The organism is Aeromonas sobria (genome assembly GCF_000820145.1).
GTDB classification, from domain to species: Bacteria; Pseudomonadota; Gammaproteobacteria; order Enterobacterales; family Aeromonadaceae; genus Aeromonas; species Aeromonas sobria.
Genome location: NZ_CDBW01000016.1, coordinates 342,375 through 360,159 on the forward strand (window position 1 = coordinate 342,375; position 17,785 = coordinate 360,159).

General features: G+C 55.3%; 14 protein-coding genes, 1 other RNA gene and 2 pseudogenes. 10 read left to right on the plus strand and 7 right to left on the minus strand.

Going from position 1 to position 17,785, the window contains the following annotated elements:
- Window positions 1-253 precede the first annotated feature (253 nt).
- The 3 genes and pseudogenes from BN1135_RS22045 to BN1135_RS22400 form a co-directional block, all read left to right on the plus strand.
- Window positions 254-628 (plus strand): hypothetical protein, encoded by a 375-nt coding sequence (locus BN1135_RS22045; protein ID WP_139245053.1) that lies wholly within the window; start codon window positions 254-256, stop codon window positions 626-628.
- Entirely contained in the window at window positions 619-960 is a 342-nt protein-coding gene (locus BN1135_RS08475; RefSeq protein ID WP_042020326.1) for a helix-turn-helix domain-containing protein, read from the plus strand. The genes BN1135_RS22045 and BN1135_RS08475 overlap by 10 nt, the downstream gene beginning before the upstream one ends.
- Before the next feature lie 33 nt (window positions 961-993).
- Window positions 994-3,332: pseudogene (locus BN1135_RS22400) on the plus strand (inverse autotransporter beta domain-containing protein); the annotation flags it as partial.
- 30 nt (window positions 3,333-3,362) lie between these two features.
- Here BN1135_RS22400 and BN1135_RS21520 read toward each other — a convergent pair.
- From BN1135_RS21520 to smpB, 3 genes and pseudogenes are all read right to left on the minus strand, one after another.
- Window positions 3,363-3,920: pseudogene (locus BN1135_RS21520) on the minus strand (integrase arm-type DNA-binding domain-containing protein); the annotation flags it as partial.
- A 174-nt stretch (window positions 3,921-4,094) separates the two neighbouring features.
- Window positions 4,095-4,454: a transfer-messenger RNA gene (ssrA, locus tag BN1135_RS21525) on the minus strand.
- 184 nt (window positions 4,455-4,638) lie between these two features.
- The gene (gene smpB, locus BN1135_RS08500; protein ID WP_042020331.1) at window positions 4,639-5,127 is read right to left on the minus strand and encodes an SsrA-binding protein SmpB; all 489 of its coding nucleotides are present in this window, start codon (window positions 5,125-5,127) and stop codon (window positions 4,639-4,641) included.
- Between the two features lie 169 nt (window positions 5,128-5,296).
- Between smpB and BN1135_RS08505 the strand changes: the two genes are divergently transcribed.
- Both BN1135_RS08505 and BN1135_RS08510 read left to right on the plus strand, forming a co-directional pair.
- Window positions 5,297-5,731, plus strand: coding sequence for an SRPBCC family protein (locus BN1135_RS08505; RefSeq protein WP_042020332.1), 435 nt, complete (start codon window positions 5,297-5,299; stop codon window positions 5,729-5,731).
- Complete coding sequence (locus BN1135_RS08510) at window positions 5,724-6,071, plus strand: RnfH family protein (protein ID WP_042020333.1); 348 nt, start codon at window positions 5,724-5,726, stop codon at window positions 6,069-6,071. Before BN1135_RS08505 ends, BN1135_RS08510 begins: the two co-directional genes overlap by 8 nt.
- 96 nt (window positions 6,072-6,167) lie before the next feature.
- Here BN1135_RS08510 and BN1135_RS08515 read toward each other — a convergent pair whose 3' ends face one another.
- Complete coding sequence (locus BN1135_RS08515; protein WP_042020334.1) at window positions 6,168-7,442, minus strand: amidohydrolase; 1,275 nt, start codon at window positions 7,440-7,442, stop codon at window positions 6,168-6,170.
- 180 nt (window positions 7,443-7,622) lie between these two features.
- Window positions 7,623-10,079 carry an acyl-CoA dehydrogenase FadE gene (fadE, locus tag BN1135_RS08520; protein ID WP_042020335.1) on the minus strand — a complete coding sequence of 819 codons (2,457 nt, stop codon included), beginning with the start codon at window positions 10,077-10,079 and terminating at the stop codon, window positions 7,623-7,625.
- 254 nt (window positions 10,080-10,333) lie between these two features.
- Here fadE and lpcA point away from each other — a divergent pair, with 254 nt between their 5' ends.
- The 3 genes from lpcA to BN1135_RS08535 all read left to right on the plus strand — a co-directional run bounded on the left by lpcA (window position 10,334) and on the right by BN1135_RS08535 (window position 12,500).
- A complete protein-coding gene (gene lpcA, locus BN1135_RS08525; RefSeq protein WP_042020336.1) occupies window positions 10,334-10,912 on the plus strand; it encodes a D-sedoheptulose 7-phosphate isomerase in 579 nt (192 codons plus the stop codon).
- Window positions 10,913-11,052: 140 nt separating this feature from the next.
- Window positions 11,053-11,844: a class II glutamine amidotransferase gene (locus BN1135_RS08530; RefSeq protein ID WP_042020337.1), complete on the plus strand. Its 792-nt coding sequence runs from the start codon at window positions 11,053-11,055 to the stop codon at window positions 11,842-11,844.
- 320 nt (window positions 11,845-12,164) lie between these two features.
- The gene (locus tag BN1135_RS08535) at window positions 12,165-12,500 is read left to right on the plus strand and encodes an Hpt domain-containing protein (protein WP_042020338.1); all 336 of its coding nucleotides are present in this window, start codon (window positions 12,165-12,167) and stop codon (window positions 12,498-12,500) included.
- A 39-nt stretch (window positions 12,501-12,539) separates the two neighbouring features.
- On the opposite strand, the gene BN1135_RS08540 is transcribed toward BN1135_RS08535, so the two are convergent.
- Window positions 12,540-13,454 carry a gluconeogenesis factor YvcK family protein gene (locus BN1135_RS08540; RefSeq protein ID WP_042020339.1) on the minus strand — a complete coding sequence of 305 codons (915 nt, stop codon included), beginning with the start codon at window positions 13,452-13,454 and terminating at the stop codon, window positions 12,540-12,542.
- A 113-nt stretch (window positions 13,455-13,567) separates the two neighbouring features.
- Here BN1135_RS08540 and BN1135_RS08545 point away from each other — a divergent pair, with 113 nt between their 5' ends.
- Window positions 13,568-14,752: an FIST signal transduction protein gene (locus BN1135_RS08545; RefSeq protein WP_042020340.1), complete on the plus strand. Its 1,185-nt coding sequence runs from the start codon at window positions 13,568-13,570 to the stop codon at window positions 14,750-14,752.
- 31 nt (window positions 14,753-14,783) lie between these two features.
- A complete protein-coding gene (locus BN1135_RS08550) occupies window positions 14,784-16,880 on the plus strand; it encodes a hybrid sensor histidine kinase/response regulator (protein ID WP_042020341.1) in 2,097 nt (698 codons plus the stop codon).
- Between the two features lie 237 nt (window positions 16,881-17,117).
- On the opposite strand, the gene BN1135_RS08555 is transcribed toward BN1135_RS08550, so the two are convergent.
- The gene (locus BN1135_RS08555; RefSeq protein WP_042020342.1) at window positions 17,118-17,693 is read right to left on the minus strand and encodes an LON peptidase substrate-binding domain-containing protein; all 576 of its coding nucleotides are present in this window, start codon (window positions 17,691-17,693) and stop codon (window positions 17,118-17,120) included.
- Window positions 17,694-17,785: the final 92 nt, after the last annotated feature.

Here is a 17,785-nt window from a genome sequence, read left to right on the forward strand (position 1 = left end):
AAAATTCTTTACGAGAAAAATACAAAGCAATTGAAGGCTGAGCTAGAGTCTTTTATGGCTCAGCATGGAAATAGGTATTCACTTTATGTTTATGGCTATAACTACTCACCTAAAAATTTTAGCGTTTATCCTGTTCTGTAGTTCTGTAGTTCTGTAGTTCTGTAGTTCTGTAGTTCTGTAGTTCTGTAGTTCTGTAGTTCTGTAGTTCTGTAGTTCTGTAGTTCTGTAGTTCTGTAGTTCTGGGTTTTATGGTTTGTATCCATTTATAAATGGTAGTGGTTGTGATTTTTATGCAGAAGCAGAGGATGAATTTAGAAAAGTTAATATGACTTGTTTTGCAGGTCAGTTGACTTCTGTGTATCAAAAAAAAACTACTGGAGATATTTTGGTTTCTAAGGGGTTATGGGGTAAGAAAGGAAATACCATCTATGTCATAAATTATAATTCTCGAACTACACCAAGTTCGAATGACATGAGAAAAACATTTTTCCCAAGCCTCGTGAATGATGTTGCTTTTTCATCTCAAAAAATTTTTGAAACGATAGATGGAGAAGATGTTGTTATCTCAGATACTCCAGTAATGAGAATATATAAACTAGAAAGGGTAGGTAAACTCTCATGGTTATAGAGCAGAGTGAAATCTTAGTTATTGACAGAGTGTCTGGTTTTATTCAAATGAAAGATGATGATGCTGTAAAGCTATTCTGCCTTGGTAAAAAAGAAGCTTCGGCCTTGGCTGCATTATTATCATCCGATGAAAGATGTTGCCCCAAAAAAAAGTTAAAGGAAGCCATATGGCCAGATAGACAGCATGTAGAAGATAATCAAGTCGCAGCGATTATCTCAAGTCTTCGCAAGTCACTTATAAAAACAAAAATAAAATTAGAGCTAAAAGCGATTACAAATTATGGATATCAAGTCATATATTCTGATAATTTCGTCATTGAGTTGGTAGGATAATTTAATGCGTATAAATAAGGTTTTTGTCGCGATGTGGTCATACCTTTTTTTGGTGAGAGCATTTTTCTACCTGTTGCAATCGCGGCAGATGAAATTAGTCGGACCAGAAAAGAATCAGGTCGTTATGACATCTACCGAGTTAAAAAAGGTGATACCCTGGGTACAGCTTCCAGGAAGCTTGGGGTATCAAATGTTGATATTCTGAGGTTAAATCCAGCTTTTTCTGAATATGAAGCGTGGCAAGAAGGCGTTGAAATTTATGTCCCGAAAGTAGGTGAGCTCGCGCTACTTTCTGGCCAGGGTCTACTTAAAATAAATCCTTTAGATAAAGACCCTTCAACGAGTATTGAGAAAGAGCTTGCTGCACAAGGTGCTCGTTTAGGTGGAGCGCTAGCTGGAGGGAGTCGTGCATCGAAAATAAACGCCAATATATCAGAAGATAGTTTGATTGGTGCTTATGTCCGTGATCAGCGGAATGAAAATCAGGACAAAAGTAAGCACTCCGCAGATCAGGAACTAGATTACTGGAGGTCAAGGGTAACCGATCAATTTGAAAAGGAGGCTTCAGTTTATGCTGAATCACTAATAGGTCAACATGGCACTGCTCGTGTCAATATTTCGGTAGATCAAGATTTTAAACTTGATCAGGTCGAAATCGATGCGTTGATGAAAATCGATGAGACAGAAGAACGTCTTCTGTTTGGTCAGTTGGGATCAGACGAAATAATCAAGACAGAGACATCTTGAACTTGGGTATTGGCCAGCGTCACTTTTATGAGCGTTGGATGTTAGGCTATAACACCTTTTTAGATCGGGATCTTACGTCAAAGCATACTCGGATGGGTGTGGGGGCAGAGGCGTGGCAAAATTATTTGAAGTTTAGTGCGAACTTCTATCACCCCTTAAGTGATTGGAAGGATTCGGTGCATATAAAAGACTACCAGGCCAGGCCAGCCAAAGGGGCGGATATTTCCGTACAAGGTTATCTGCCTGATCTTCCTCAGTTAAGTGCCTCATTGAAGGCTGAACAATACTGGGGAGACAAGGTCGATATCAATGGAAGTAAAAAACTGTCCGAGAATCCTCATGCAATAATTGCTGGGTTGGAGTATTCACCTTTCCCATTGTTGAAAATGAAGGTTGGCCAATCATTCGGGAATGACCGTAACAATACAACCGCAGGAATTGGATTCGAATGGAGGCTGGGTGCTTCTTTAGATGAAATGTTAAAGACGTCTAAGCCGAATAAGTCACTCGCCGGAATGAGATATGATTTGGTTGAACGTAATAACAACATTGTCTTGGAGTATCGAGAAGCACAAGAACTTAAGGTCGAGATCCCCAGCAAAACTGTTCTGGCCGAACTGTCATCGTTGCAGCTTAATGCTCAAATAACAGGAACGAGCCAAATAGCCAAAGTGGTTTGGTTTGGAGAAGTGTTGGGTGCATTAAATGGTGTGTCACAGGGAATGCAGACGTCAATCACGATACCAGCTTTGCCAATTGACAAGGCTAATGGGCTGAATCAGTACAGTGTGTCTGTGGTTGTGACCGATGAAAATGGTAGAGAAGCACGAGCCGAAGGGACTATTGAAATTATCGAAGATGCCGTATTGCAACCCAGGATCGAGATGCGTGAACGCCAGGTCATGCTTAAGCCGGAAGAGCGTTATACCGTTGTTTGGGATGCAATTGATCCTCGCCAGACTGATGGGCGAGTGACTGATAACAATGGACGTAATGCATCAAGAGCATACGGCAATGGGATTGAAGTCCAGCATGTATATCTCGATGGTTTCGAGTTATTGGCTACGCCCGATACTCATGAGGTAGCGATTCCTGAAGACATGGCTGATGGTGATCATCGCTTGGTTGTTGAGGCCCGTTTCCCATCTGGTCATGTAGCCCAAGACAGCATGGTTATTTTGGTCCGTGGGGCTGTTGTAGATAGTGACAACGACGGCGTACCGGATGAAGAGGAGATTGCCAACGGTACTGACCCGCAGAACCCGGATACCGACGGTGATGGACTGACCGATGGTCAGGAAGCAGAGCACGGTTCCGATCCGCTGAAGCCGGACACTGATGGTGACGGTTTGACTGACGGTGTGGAAATTGCCGGTGGTAGCAACCCGCTCGACCCGAACGACCCGGTCAACGGTGGTGAGCTAGATACCGACAACGACAACATTCCGAACGGTATCGACACCGACAACGACGGCATACCGGATGAAGAGGAGATTACCAACGGCACTGACCCGCTGAAGCCGGATACGGACGATGACGGTTTGATCGATGGCCAGGAAGCGGCGCACGGCACTGATCCGTTGAAGCCAGACACAGATGGTGACGGTTTGACAGATGGTGAAGAGATTGCAGGTGGTAACAACCCACTTGACCCGAACGAGCTGACAGAGGCGGCGTACAGTCTCATGCTTGCCATCAGCCTCAATCGGCCGAAGTATCTCAATGACTTTCGGCGCTCGTATCTGGTCGATGGGCAGGGAGCCAATGAAGGGCAGTACATATAGCTCAAGAGAGCGCCACGAATCTGCGGCATAGGCTTCTGATACGTCGTGGCGTTTCAGTTCCAGCCATTTACTGGCCATGCGCTCGAACGTGTTGGCACTGGCTTCTTGTTCGGCTTGGGCTGTGGCGATCTGTTCTTCTTTGTGGAGCTTGGGATCAATGCTTTGGGCCAGCAGGGCGCGGGCTTCTCGCCGCCGTTCTCTGGCTGCAGCAAGGGATACTTCTGGATAGGTGCCAAATCCCATGTTGGTGCGTTTCTTATCGGCTGGCCTTTGGTATTTAAAAACCCATCGCTTCCCGCCGTTAGGTTTAACCCTCAGCTCTAGCCCTTCGCCATCAGGCAAGGTTGATTCTTTGGTTTCTGCCTTGGCAGTTTTCACCTTAGTGTCGGTTAGCCGGTTTGTTCCGGTCTCGCGTGTCTTCTTGTCCATGTTGCCTCTTAGTACCACCGAATTTAGTACCACAGCCCCTGTGGTACTAATAATGGTACTAAATGAGCTGGCTTCTGGCGACTTCCTCGGACTTTCACGGACAACAAAAAAACCCGCAAAGCCTTACGCTGTGCGGGTTTCTTGGACTTCGTTGGTCACTGTTGGACCGGTATTTGGTGGAGCTGGGGGGATTTGAACCCCCGTCCAAAATTACTACATCCGCGGTACTACATGCTTAGTCACTCTTTACATTCGCCAACCCGCTGCGGAGAGACACGCCACGAATTGACTAGCTCGATTGGTTTTAATGCTTCCGCCCCGAGCAGGACTTCCACACGATCCTGTGAAGGATGACCTTCCGATTCCCTAGGACACAGGCAAGCTAGGGTAGAAGGGCTCTATGCAGGTTATTAAGCTGCTAGTGCGTAGTTTTCGTCGTTTGCGACTATTTTTTTGCGGTTTGTTAACGAGGCCTACCGCACCTCGGCATGCACCTTGGGTTTCGTGAATCTTGTCGAATCCAGAATCAGCCCCAAGTTGTTAGAAGCGATTGTACGCAAAAATGCTGTTATAGCAAGGCGTTGATAACCATTCCCTCTGGTCATTTGGCTGTTTGCTGATTTATTGTGCTCAGCTGACTCGGGGTCAACTGCGCAGAGGGGAGCAGAATGACTTGCTGGCCCTGAACATCCGGAGTGTGAGTCCGGATAACCGGAGATTAGCCGCGATTTTTGTTCTTCATGATGCGGGATTTTTCCCGATCCCATTCGCGCGCCTTGGTATCTTCGCGCTTATCGTGCTCTTTTTTACCTTTCACCAGACCAATTTCGACCTTGACCCAGCACTCTTTCCAGTAGAGAGCCAGTGGCACTATGGTGTAGCCCTGACGGGCGGTCAGGCTTTCGAGTTTGTCGATTTCACGGCGGCTCAGCAGCAGTTTGCGGGTGCGGGTCGGATCACAGACCACATGGCTGGACGCGGCGTTCAGCGGCAGGAAGCTGGAGCCGAACAGGAAGGCTTCACCCTGCAAGAAGATGACGTAGGCTTCGCTGATATTGGCCTTGCCCGCCCGCAGGGATTTGACTTCCCACCCTTGCAGGGACAAGCCAGCTTCCACTCTCTCTTCGATGAAGTATTCGTGGCGGGCGGCTCGGTTCAGAGCAATGGTGCTGGACCCGGCTTTGTTTTTACTGTTTTTTTTGCTCATGACGGGCGATTTCCGGCAATGACTAGGAGGCTCGTATTATACGTAGGCGTGAGCGGCTGTAAAACGCGCTGCAAGTCAACTGGTGGCTTTATGAGCGGTTTGGCTGAGGTTTTCGCTCCACAACCGGAAACATGGTGATAAAATCGCGCCGATTGGATGAGGAAAAGCCATGCCCCGGATTACGCGCAGTGCCCTGGTGATGTTCAGTGCAGAACAGATGTTCAAATTGGTTAACGATGTGGATGCCTATCCGCAGTTTTTGCCCGGTTGTGTCGGCAGCCGTGTCCACGAGGCGGGTGATGACTACATGACTGCATCGGTGGATGTGGCCAAGGCTGGCATTGCCAAGACCTTTACCACTCGCAATCAGCTGGATGTGAACCGTCAGATCAGGATGGAACTGGTAGATGGTCCGTTTCGCAAGTTGGCGGGGTGGTGGACCTTTACCCCGCTCGATGTGGATGCCTGCAAGGTGGAGTTTGATCTTGATTTCGAATTTACCTCCAAGCTGATCGAGATGGCATTTGGTCAGGTGTTCCGCGATCTGGTGAGCTCCATGGTCTCGGCTTTCTCCAAGCGGGCGAAGGAGGTCTACGGTGTCTGACCAGCTCAATATCGAGGTTGTCTATGCCTTGCCGCAACAGCAGACGGTGATTGCGCTACGCGTGCCGTCCGAGACCTGCGTGCAGGCGGTCATCGAGCAGTCCGGCATTGTGCAAAAGCACCCCGAGATCGATCTGGCGGTCAACAAGTTCGGCATCTACAGTCGCCCGGTGAAAGGTGGCGAGTTGCTGCACGATGGGGATCGCATCGAGATTTATCGGCCCTTGACCGCCGATCCCCGCGAGATGCGCAAGAAACGCGCAGAAAAGGCGAAAGAGGAGGGGAGAGCCGATAGTGTGACCGGTGGCCGCCCCGATGTGCATCGCAAGCGCAGCGAGTAACGCTCAGGTTTTCTTGCAGAAAAAAAGGCGCCGAGGCGCCTTTTTTGATCCCGTCAGCCGGTCATCTGGCCGAGGGGATATCAAGGGCGGGCCGCGTCAGCTCAGGGCTGGTTCTGCCGCACCCAAGCGGGCGCGGGCCCAAGCGGTCAGCAGCTCGACGCCGCTTTGCATCACCCGCTCATCGAAATCGAAGGCGTTGTGGTGGTGGGGCGCAGCCAGATCGGCCCCCAGAATGAGGTAAGCTGCTTCGCCCCCCTGTTTTTGCACCCGCTCCATCAGAAAACCGGCATCTTCGCTGGCGCCAAAGCGGCGAGTCTGGATGGTGGCGAGCCCCTGCTTGCGGGCCAGCGCTGCCAGTTCGGCTTGCAGTGCCGGGCTGTTCTCCAGCGCAATCGCCTCACCCTGTTTGATGATGCGGTAGGTGACGCCGTGGGCGAGGGCGGTGCCTTCGACGATGCGCTGCACCTGACTGAACATGTAGTCGTTGAGGGTGCTGTCGGCGCCACGGGTTTCACCGTGTAGCTCGGCATGATCGGGAATGACATTGCGCCCGCTGCCACCGTGAAGCTGGCCGATGTTGATGCGGGTCATGCCATCGCGGTGTCGGGGAATGCCGAGCATGGCGGTGGTGGCCATGCAGGCGGCGGCCAGCGCATTGCTGCCGGCATTGGGCTCAAGCCCGGCGTGGGCCGCGGTGCCCATAAAGTGGACGTCGAACTTGGTGGAGCAGAGAAACTCGGTGGGGTTGATCACCAGCTCGCCGCTACCGGCGTGAATGCCGATATGGAGCGAGAGCAGGGCATCCACGTCATCGAGTGCGCCGCCGGCGGCCAGTGCCTTGCCCCCGCGACACCCCTCTTCGGCGGGTTGGAAGAAGAGCTTGATTCGACCGCACAGCTGCTCCTTCATCGCCATCAACTGGCTGGCCAGCCCCATGCCGATGGCGGTGTGGCCATCATGGGCACAGGCATGCATCCACCCCTTGTTGTGGGAGGCAAAGCCCTCTTGCTGCGGCTGGTGCTGTTCGGCGTCGGACTCTTCCACTTCCACCGCGTCGATATCGAAGCGAAAGGCCAGGGTCGGGCCGGGACGACCGGTATCCAGCTCCCCCATCAGCCCGGTGACATCGCCGATCCGCTCCAGCCAGTCGGGATGGGCTCCCTGACGGCGGGCGCGAGCCTTCTCGGCCGCCACATCCACATCACGACCCATCATCAGGTTGCTGGCCAGCAGTTTGTCGCCGAGCACGATGCGATAGCCGAGCTCGCTCAGGTGGTGGGCAATCAGGCTGGTGGTGCGAAACTCTTTCCAGGCGGCTTCCGGCAGGCGGTGCAGGTCGCGGCGCCACAGGATTAGGTGCTCAAGGGTCATCTTGGCTTCCTTGGTGATTCGATTTGTCGGCTATTGTGCCTTTTTTCCCGGCTGACCACACGGGGCCCGCAGCTGGTCGGGGGAGCTGCGAGTGCGGGTTGCGGCAGCCAGGGCTGCTGACAGGGGTGAGAGAAGATAAAAAAACGCCTCCACAAGGGAGGCGTTGTCGAGGCGTGGTTATCAGGCTGCGTGATGGTAAGCGGAGGCTTCAAACAGCTTCTTGTTGGCCACCAGATCGATGGGGTCAAAATCATCGACGTTGATGGTGCGCAGGCGACTCACTTCGGCGCGGCGCAGCAGCTCTGCTTCGCTCTGGGTCAGTACGCCAGCGGCCAGGCCAATGTCGGCCACCTTGTTCAGCTGGGTGAAGGGACGCTTGATGCCATCTGCCTTGCAGACCTTGTCAAACAGCGGCTCGGCGGCCAGCACGTCATCGAGCGCCTGCTCCAGCAGTCCGAAGGGGTTACCCTCTTCGCGGGTCAGATACTGCCCCTTGGCCAGACGGCTGCGGGTCTCACTCGGAGTTTGCAGCAGACGGGCGACCTGGCTATCGAGCTTGTCGCACGGACGGTTGAGGTCACGGCCCAGTGGCAGCACCACGGCGCGCAGGGCAAGGCCAATCCAGCGGTTCGGGAAGTTGCGCAGCAGCTCGTCGATCGCCTCTTGCGCCTTGAACATGGCATCTTGCAGAGCCCAGTGCAGCAGCGGCAGGTCGGCCTGCTGGCGTCCCTCGTCCTGATAGCGCTTGAGGGCGCTGGAGGCCAGATAGAGCTGACTCAGTATGTCGCCAAGGCGAGCGGAGACCCGCTCCTTGCGCTTGAGTTCGCCACCCAGGGTGCCCATCGCCATGTCTGACAGGAATGCCAGATTAGCCGAGAGGCGGGAGAGCTGCTGGTAGTAGCCCTTGGTCTGATCCTTGTAAGGTGCTGCTGCGAAGCGAGCGCCGGTGATCCCCAGCCAGAAGCTGCGCACCAGGTTGCTGATGGCAAAGCCGACGTGGCTGAACATGGCCTTGTCGAAATCCTTCAGTGCCTGCTCCTTGTCGGGATGGCTGGCGGCCAGCATCTCCGGCAGTACATACGGGTGGCAGCGGATGGCGCCCTGACCGTAGATGATCATGCTGCGGGTCAGGATGTTGGCCCCTTCCACCGTGACGGCGATGGGGGCTCCCTGATAGCCACGGGCCAGATAGTTGTTGGGGCCCATGCAGATCGCCTTGCCGCCGTGGATGTCCATGGCATCGATGATGCACTTCTGGGCACGGTCGGTGAGGTGGTATTTGACGATGGCAGAGATGACCGAGGGCTTTTGCCCCAGATCGATACCGGTCACTGTCAGGGTTGCGGCAGCGCCCATGATGTAGGCGTTACCGCCGATGCGAGCCAGCGGCTCTTCGATCCCTTCCATCTTGCCGATAGGCAGCTTGAATTGGCGACGGATGCGGCTGTAGGCGCCGCTCGCCAGGGCCAGCATCTTGACGCCACCTGTGCTGTTGGAGGGCAGGGTGATACCGCGACCTACCGACAGGCACTCCACCAGCATGCGCCAGCCCTGACCGGCCATGGCCGGGCCGCCGATGATGAAATCGAGCGGGACGAACACATCCTTGCCCTGAGTCGGGCCGTTCTGGAATGGCACGTTGAGTGGGAAGTGGCGACGGCCAATGCCGACACCCTTGATATGAGTTGGAATGAGGGCGCAGGTGATGCCGAGCTCCTCTTCGTCACCCAGCAGGTGTTCCGGGTCACGCAGTTTGAAGGCGAGACCCAGCACGGTGGCGATAGGGGCCAGGGTGATGTAGCGCTTGTTCCAGGTCAGGCGCATACCGAGCACCTCTTGCCCTTCCCACTGGCCCTTGCAGACGATACCGAAATCGGGGATGGAACCGGCGTCAGAACCCGCTTCCGGGCTGGTCAGGGCGAAGCAGGGGATCTCTTTGCCGACTGCCAGACGGGGCAGGTAGTGGTCTTTCTGTGCCTCAGTGCCATAGTGCTGCAGCAATTCGCCCGGGCCGAGCGAGTTGGGCACGCCGACGGTGGAGGCGAGCACGGCGCTGGCGCCAGTCAGTTTTTGCAGCACACAGGACTGGGCATAGGCCGAAAACTCGAGGCCGCCATATTTCTTCTTGATGATCATGGCGAAGAACTTGTGGTCCTTCAGGTATTGCCATACCTCGGGGGAGAGATCGGCGCGCTCGTGGGTCACTTCCCAGTCGTTCACCATGCGGCACACTTCCTCGACCGGACCATCCATAAAGGCCTGCTCTTCGGCAGAGAGGGTACTTACCGGGATGGCGTGCAGCTTTTTCCAGTCCGGATTGCCCGCGAACAGATCGGCTTCCCACCAGGTGGTGCCCGCTTCGATCGCCTCTTTTTCGGTGCGGGACATCTCCGGCATGATCGATTTGTAGATCTTGAACAGCGGCTTGGTCAGCTGGTTGCGGCGAAATTCCACCATGTTGAGCGGGATGGAGATCACCGCAAACAGCGCCCAGACCAGCAAGGGCACATGACCATAGATGGCGCCAAGCACCAGGGCGGCGCCGGTGACCAGGGTGGAGATGAACAGGGATGCCCGGCGATAGGCCAGGGCTCCGATAACCAGGATCACCCCAAGCAGAGTGAGGGTCGTCGTCATTGCTTGCTCCTTGCGTGTATAAAGTTGCCAACGTGGTATCACTGATCCAGAGGTCTGACCTGTTGGATATGGCCTCTGTTGTAATTGATACGCACAAAGTTATCAAGCTGTTTACAAGTTCATTACCTTCTCTCTGTGATCCCCGTAACGTTCATGAGGCACCCGTGCCGTGGTGGGTAGGGGGGCGACTCCGGGATTGGCTTGTGCGAGAATAGCCGCCAGCGATAAGTGACCCAAATAGTGGAAGAGACATCATGTATCAAGAACTGATCCGCAATGAATTGACCGAAGCTGCCAGCGTGCTGCAGGCCTTCCTGGCTGATGAGCAGAACCTGAAAAACATCGAAGCGGCCGCCAAACTGCTGGCTGACTCTTTCAAAGAAGAGGGCAAGGTGCTCTCTTGTGGTAACGGTGGTTCCCACTGTGATGCCATGCACTTTGCCGAAGAGCTGACCGGTCGTTACCGTGAAAACCGTCCGGGTTATGCCGGTATCGCTATCTCTGATCCCAGCCACCTCTCCTGTGTCTCCAACGACTTTGGCTATGACTATGTCTTCTCACGCTACGTGGAAGCGGTAGGCCGTCGTGGTGACGTGCTGCTCGGTATCTCCACCAGCGGCAACTCCGGTAATATCCTCAAGGCTATCGAGGCGGCCCACGCCAAAGGCATGAAAGTCATCGCCCTGACCGGTAAGGATGGCGGCAAGATGGCGGGTCTGGCGGATGTCGAGATCCGGGTGCCGCACTTCGGTTATGCCGACCGCATTCAGGAAGTACACATCAAGGTGATCCACATCCTGATCCAGCTGGTCGAAAAAGAGATGGCCAAGTAATCAGGTTATCGCGCTGAGACAAGGGCAGCACCGGTTGCTGCCAGTCACAGGGGAAGGAATTGCACCTTCCCCTGCTGTCTGTCAACGCGGCTGGGGGTCGGATATGACACCAGCCAAATAATGAAAGGAGTCTGCCAGATATGTGCGAACTGCTCGGCATGAGTGCCAATGTGCCGACCGATATCTGCTTCAGCTTTACCGGGTTGATGCTGCGCGGCGGCAAGACAGGGCCCCACAAGGATGGCTGGGGGATCACCTTCTACGAGGGGAAGGGCTTTCGCACCTTCAAGGATCCCGAGCCCAGCGCCCAATCTCCCATTGCCAGACTGGTACAGGCGTTGCCTATCAAGAGCTGCGCCGTAGTCAGCCACATTCGGCAAGCCAACCGTGGCTGCGTGTCGCTGGAAAATACCCACCCCTTTACCCGTGAGCTGTGGGGCCGTTACTGGACCTTCGCCCACAACGGTCAGTTGACCGGCTACAAGAAGCTGCCAACCGGCCGCCACCGGCCGGTGGGGGATACCGACAGCGAGCACGCCTTCTGCTGGCTGCTCGATCGGCTGGAGCAAAAATATCCCAAGCGTCCTGCCAATTTTCCCGCCATGTTTCGCTATCTCGCCACCCTGTGTGATGAGCTGAGAGCATTCGGGGTGTTCAACATGCTGCTCTCCGACGGGGAGTATGTGATGAGCTACTGCACCAACAACCTGCACTGGTTGACCCGCTGTGCGCCCTTTGGCGAGGCGAGCCTGCTGGATGAGGAGGTGGTGATCGATTTCCAGAGCGAGACCACGCCCAACGATGTGGTGACCCTGATCACCACCCGTCCGCTGACCGGTAATGAAAACTGGGTCAGAATGGCCCCCGGCGAGTTTAATCTGTTCCGCATGGGTGAACGGGTCGCGACCAGTCAGAGTGGCTGCTCGAGATAAAAAAATACCAGGGTAGATTCCTACCCTGGTTCTTCGCAGCAGCCATAAATGGCAAAAGGGATGAGAGGTGTTGCTGAGCAGCAGCACGCTGACGACAAAGATTGTTGCTCACGTGTTAATTATTGGCAATTAACTTGTTGTTTACATAAGGCATCCAGTGTCACTCTTTCGAGGCGGATCACATTTATTGCTGTTTGATCCCCCGCGTCATCCAATTGGCGTTCTGAGTGTGACACTGATGAGTGACCTGGTAGTGAGTGACGGGCTCGAAAACTTTCTATAGTATGGTCTGTTTGAATACCTTTCTGGAGGAGCCTGACATGGAGTGGGTGGATCGCAAGGTGTTGCAGCAGTTGGCCGATGATATAGGCCAAGAGATGTTGCCGGTGGTTATTGCTGTGTTTATCGAAGAGGTGGGCGAACAGCTAAGCCAGCTCAGGCCTCTTTACGAGCAGGGTGAATGGGATGCGTTGGCCCGGGTGGCCCACAGCATGAAATCATCCTGTGGCAGCTACGGCGCTATGCCGAGCTACCAGCAGGTGATGGCACTGGAGATGGCCAGCAAGCAGGCGGATGTGGCCGAGGCCGAGCGCCAATTGCAACTGCTGGAAGTCTCCTTGCCCCAAGTGCTCGCGTTTCTTGCCGATTATCAGTAGCGGCGCTATGCAGGGATGCCGTGGCACCGTGGCAGTTGCTTAACGCTGGTTAAGCAACTGCTGGATGATCCTGTCCAGCGCCAGTTTCAGCTTCAACCGATCGTGCCGATGGGGCAGCTCAAGTTCACCCAGCTCCGCCTCGATCAACCGCCCTTGCCAGGCCCCCGCATCACCCGTGCCCTGGGGAGCCAGGATGGCATCCAGCCGCCCATGACCCACCCTCGACTCCAGCCAGCGACACTGACTCGTCAGATCCAGCTGGCTGGCCGGGCCGTTTTCCGCCACCAGATTGCAGACGAAGACCAGCATGGCGCTGCTCTCGTTGATGGCCTGGGCGATCTCGGCCAGCAGCAGTGGCGGCATGATGGAGGTGAGAAAACTGCCCGGCCCCAGAATGATCATGTCTGCCTGCTGCAGTGCCAGCACCGCTTCCCGGGTTGCTTGCACCTCCGGCATCAGGCCGAGGGAGAGGGGCGGCGTTGCCAGTTGGTCGATGGATACCTCTCCTAGGATCTGGGTGCCACACTCCATATGGGCGCAAAGATCGGTAGGAAATTCAGACATGGGTAGCAATTGTGACTCTATTTTGAGCATGTCACTGATCAGCTTGATAGCATCAAGAGGACGGACACAGAGATTATCGAGCGCCAGCAGCATCAGGTTGCCAAGGTTGTGGCCCGCCAGCTCGCCTTTGCCAGCGAAGCGGTACTCGAACAACAGGCTGCCGATGCTGGGATCAGTGACCAGCTGGTTCAGGCAGTTGCGCAGATCGCCCCAGGCGATGCACTCCTGACTCTTGCGCAGGCGTCCGGTCGAACCACCATCATCGGTGGTGGTGACGATGCCGGTGAGTCGTTGACCGAGGAACGAGAGGGATGAAAGCACTCGACCCATGCCGTGGCCACCACCGATGGCAACGACCCGATCGAAGTCATTGATGTTTTTTTGCCACATATGGGCGTCCTGTAATTGGGCTCAGTTGACAGCTATGTTAGCAAGTGAAGCGAGATAATTGTTTGATAAAGGTATGATTTTTGCTTGAGACCGCCATTCGATAAAACAAGGAGATGGTGTTGAAATTTCTGACCGTTCACTCCCTCGCCCAGAATTCATCGCTGGCGGCCCAAGATATCTGCGCGCAGCTGCGCCACCATGTCAATCAGGCCCCCTCCCTGCTGTTACTCTATTTTACCCAAGCCCATGACGGGGCGATACTGCGCGAAGCGCTCAAACGCCAGTTCCCGACCACCCGTCTGCTGGGGTGCAGCTCCTGCGGCGGCGTCATGACCGAGATGGGGCACCACGCCAGAGACGGATATGGACTGGCGGTGGCGGCCCTGTATGACGACAAAGGGGCCTTCGGGGTGGCCGGTGCCAGCGGTGACGAGGTGGATGTTCGTCAGTTGCTGCGCCGTGCCATGAGTGACTGCGGTCGACCGGGCGAGTTGCCCCAGCTGATCCTGTTTCACGCCAGTCCCGGCAAGGAGGAGGGGCTGCTGGCCGGTATCGAGGCTGAACTTGGTGCATCGGTACCTGTGGTGGGCGGCTCGGCGGCAGACAACAGTGTCAGTGGTGACTGGCAGCTCTGCTGGGATGACGCTGTGAGTCAGGATGGCATCGGTCTGGCGGTGCTCTATCCCGATTGCCAGCTGGCCTTTCAGTTTCACTCAGGTTATGTGCCAGCCGAGTTTAGCGGCGAAATCACCGCCTGCGACGGACGGGAGGTGCTCACCATCGATCACCAGCCTGCTGCTGAGGTCTATGCCCGCTGGTGCGGGCGCGAGCAGCCCTGGCCGGTGGGGGCAATCTTGCGGGAGACCACGCTCACCCCGCTGGCCCGTCAGGTGGGAGCACTGGATGGCATTCCCTACTACAAGCTGTCCCATCCCGAAGCGGTGACCGAACAGGGTGGGCTGCGGCTCTTTACCGATGTGGTGCAAGGGGAGCGTCTGCTGCTGATGTACAGCAGTCAGGAGGGTTTGCTGCAGCGCAGCCTCAATGCCATGCGCGTCGAGCCTGGCTATGGGGTCGATGTGGAATTGCAGCCCATCGGCGCCCTCATCATCTTTTGTGCTGGTTGCCGTTTGGCGCTAGGTGATATGTTGTGCCAATTTGTCGAACAGAGCCAGGCTCGCCTCGGCAAGATCCCGTTTATTACCCCCTTTACCTTCGGCGAGCAGGGGCGGCTGCCCAATGGCGAGCTGGCCCACGGCAATCTGATGGTATCGAGCGTGATTTTCCTGACCCCTTGAGTCGGCAAAACATAACAGAGCAGGCAACAAGATGATTGGCAACAGTGAACTGGAAGCCCTTGGCGATAAATTGCAGACCACCTTGGTCGATCTCGTGCGCTGTCGCGAGCGGGAGGCCAAATATCGGCAAGAATCCCAGACCTTGCTGGGCGGGGTGGCAACTCTCGCTGATGCCAAAACTCTTGAAGAGGTGCTGGAGAGCTTGATCCAGGTGCTCAAACCCTTTATTGGCTTTGAACATGCGGATGTAGTGGCTTGGGAAGGTGAGCTCGGGATCACCCACCTCAGTACCGAGCCAATGATATTTGCCCGTAGCTGGCGTATGACCCCGGCATTTACTCGTGCCATCGCGGGTGAAACCCTGGTGATTTATGACCCCTCCCAGTTACCCGAGCTGGCACCGCTGGCGAGCGAGCCGGGCTGGGCCAGCGTGATGCTGACCGGGCTGCAGGCGCCAGGCTTTACCGCGACTCTTATCTGCCGTCACTCACGGGCGGGTACTTTTGATCTCAACAGCAAGGCTGCTATTGAGCGCTGCCGTCCGCTTATCGCTCAGGCGCTGGTCAACATCACCTACCGGGCTCGTTTGCAGGATCAAGTCGCGGTGAAAACCGACGCGCTGCAGACCAGTGAGCGCCGTTTTCGCAGTTTCGCCGCCATGGCTTCTGACTGGTTTTGGGAGACCGATGCCGAACATCGCCTCAGTTATGCCTCCGAGCCCGGTTATATCGATGATCTGACCCCGCTGGCGACCCGGCCGACTCTCTATGACTACGTTTGCAACAAGCAGAGCAGCGAGGCGCAGAAATACCTGCGGCTGCTGGAACAGCGCCTGTCGGTGCGAGGGGTGCGGATGCAGGTGGCGCTGCTTGATGGCCCCTGCTGGATGGAGGTGAGCGCCGAGCCCTGTTTTGACCACCATGGCTTGTTTACCGGGTATCGCGGTACCGCCCGTGATATCAGCACCCAGATCCGCCGGGAAGAGGAGTTGGCGCGGGCACGGGATGAGGCCGAAGCCGCCAACCGTGCCAAGTCCCAGTTTCTGGCCATGATGACCCACGAGATCCGCTCCCCCATGAATGCGGTGTTGGGGATGCTCGATCTGGTGCAGCATGCCGAGCTGGCACCTGAGCAGCAGAGCCTGCTGCGCCATGCCACCCATTCGGCCAGATTGCTGCAAACCATCATCGACGACGTGCTCGACTTTTCGAAAATCGAGTCGCAAACCCTGGCGTTTCACTGCGAGACCCTGCAGCCAATCCAGCTATGCCAATCCCTGGTCGAGCCACTGCAGGGCCGCGCCAGCGTTAAAGGCATTTCGCTGGTTTACCACATTGATGAGGCGGTCCCTTTAGCCCTGCAGGGTGACCCCATGCGTTTGTCGCAGGTGATGGGCAATCTGCTGGATAACGCCATCAAATTTACCGATCAGGGGCAGGTGAGCTTGCACCTGGGCTGGCAGGACGGCAAGTTGCGGGTTTCGGTGTCCGATACCGGGATTGGCATAGCACAGGCGGATCAAGCTCGGCTGTTTGAGCCCTTTTCTCAAGTCGATAATTCGGCCAGCCGCCGTTTCTCCGGCACCGGCCTTGGCCTTGCCATTAGCAAGCGATTGGTTGAGCTGATGGGGGGGATGATTTTGTTAGAGAGTGAGCCTGGCAAGGGGAGCTGTTTCTGGTTCGAATTATCAGGCATGGCACTGCCTTGTGATTGTCGGCCAAGGCAAGAGGAGAGCCAGGCTGCGCTGATGCCGCTGGATGTGCTGGTGGTGGAGGATAGCCCGGTTAACCAGCTGGTGGTGTCGCTGATGCTGCAAAAACTGGTGAGCAAGGTGCGTTTGGCTGCCAATGGTCTGGAAGCGCTGGCGCAGGTGGATGAACAGCTGCCGGATCTGATCCTGATGGATATGCGGATGCCTTTGATGGATGGGCTGGAAGCCACCCGCCGGTTGCGGGAGCTGGGATGCACTATGCCTATCGTCGCCCTGACGGCCAATGCGATGGCCGAAGACAAGGCGTGTTGCCTGGCGCAGGGGATGGATGATTTTCTTGCCAAACCCATTACGTTATCGCGGTTGCGAGAGTGCTTGCAGCGTCACTTTGGCCAGCGCTTGCCAATTCGCGGATAAAAAAAATGGTCAACTTTGTGGGTTGACCAGTTCTTCAGCAAATACTGAAGAGAGCACGGGATAAATCGGGTTGTATTAGTTTATATGAAAAATCCATGCCAACTTTTTAGAGACTCTTTTGTGTTCATATTGGCCGTGTAGCGCAGCGGCTCTCTCTTGTTATGTTCCTACCTTGTTGCAAAATGCGAATTTGTGATTTTCATTTTTGGAATAATTGCATTTTGCAACGCCGTTTTGTTATTGCGAAATCAGGCGATGCAGGAATTTACGGGCCGCTTCGCTGTTCTGTTTGGCAATCAGCATCTGCTTTTCATAAATCGGCATCGGCAATATCTCTAGCCAGCGCTGGCAGAGCCAGGCGGCATCTTCAAAGCGCTTGTCCGGATAGAGCTCATCAAGCTCCGGATACTGTTCAAACACTTCCCGCAGGCGGTTGACCAGCAGTTTGTCGTTGAAATCGGAGTGGGTGCTCGGCCAGTTGGGCAGCAGCTCCACTTTGGCGCGGCGCAGGCCCATCTCATCTGTTTCCATCTCGTGGATGCAGAAGCGCTCCAGTCCCAGCACAGTCACCCCCAGCAGGCCATCATTGAGGGTGTAAAAATCGGTCACCTTGACCCGGGTGCCCACCGGCAGAATGCGGCCGGATTGTCCCGAGGTGGTCGACTCTTCCATCACGATGCCAAAGCCTTGATCGTTGATGAATGACTCTTTGAGCATCTGCAGGTGGCGTGGCTCGAACAGACGCAGTGGAAGCTTGCCGCCCGGCAGTATGTGGGAAGGCAAGGGGAACAGTGCCAAAGGTTGTAGTTTCATGTTCCATCCTCCATTGAGTAGTTGCTGAATATGACAATGCAGCGACTGTGCCAGAGAATGAAAAAAGCCACCGGAGGGTGGCTTTTCGGGAG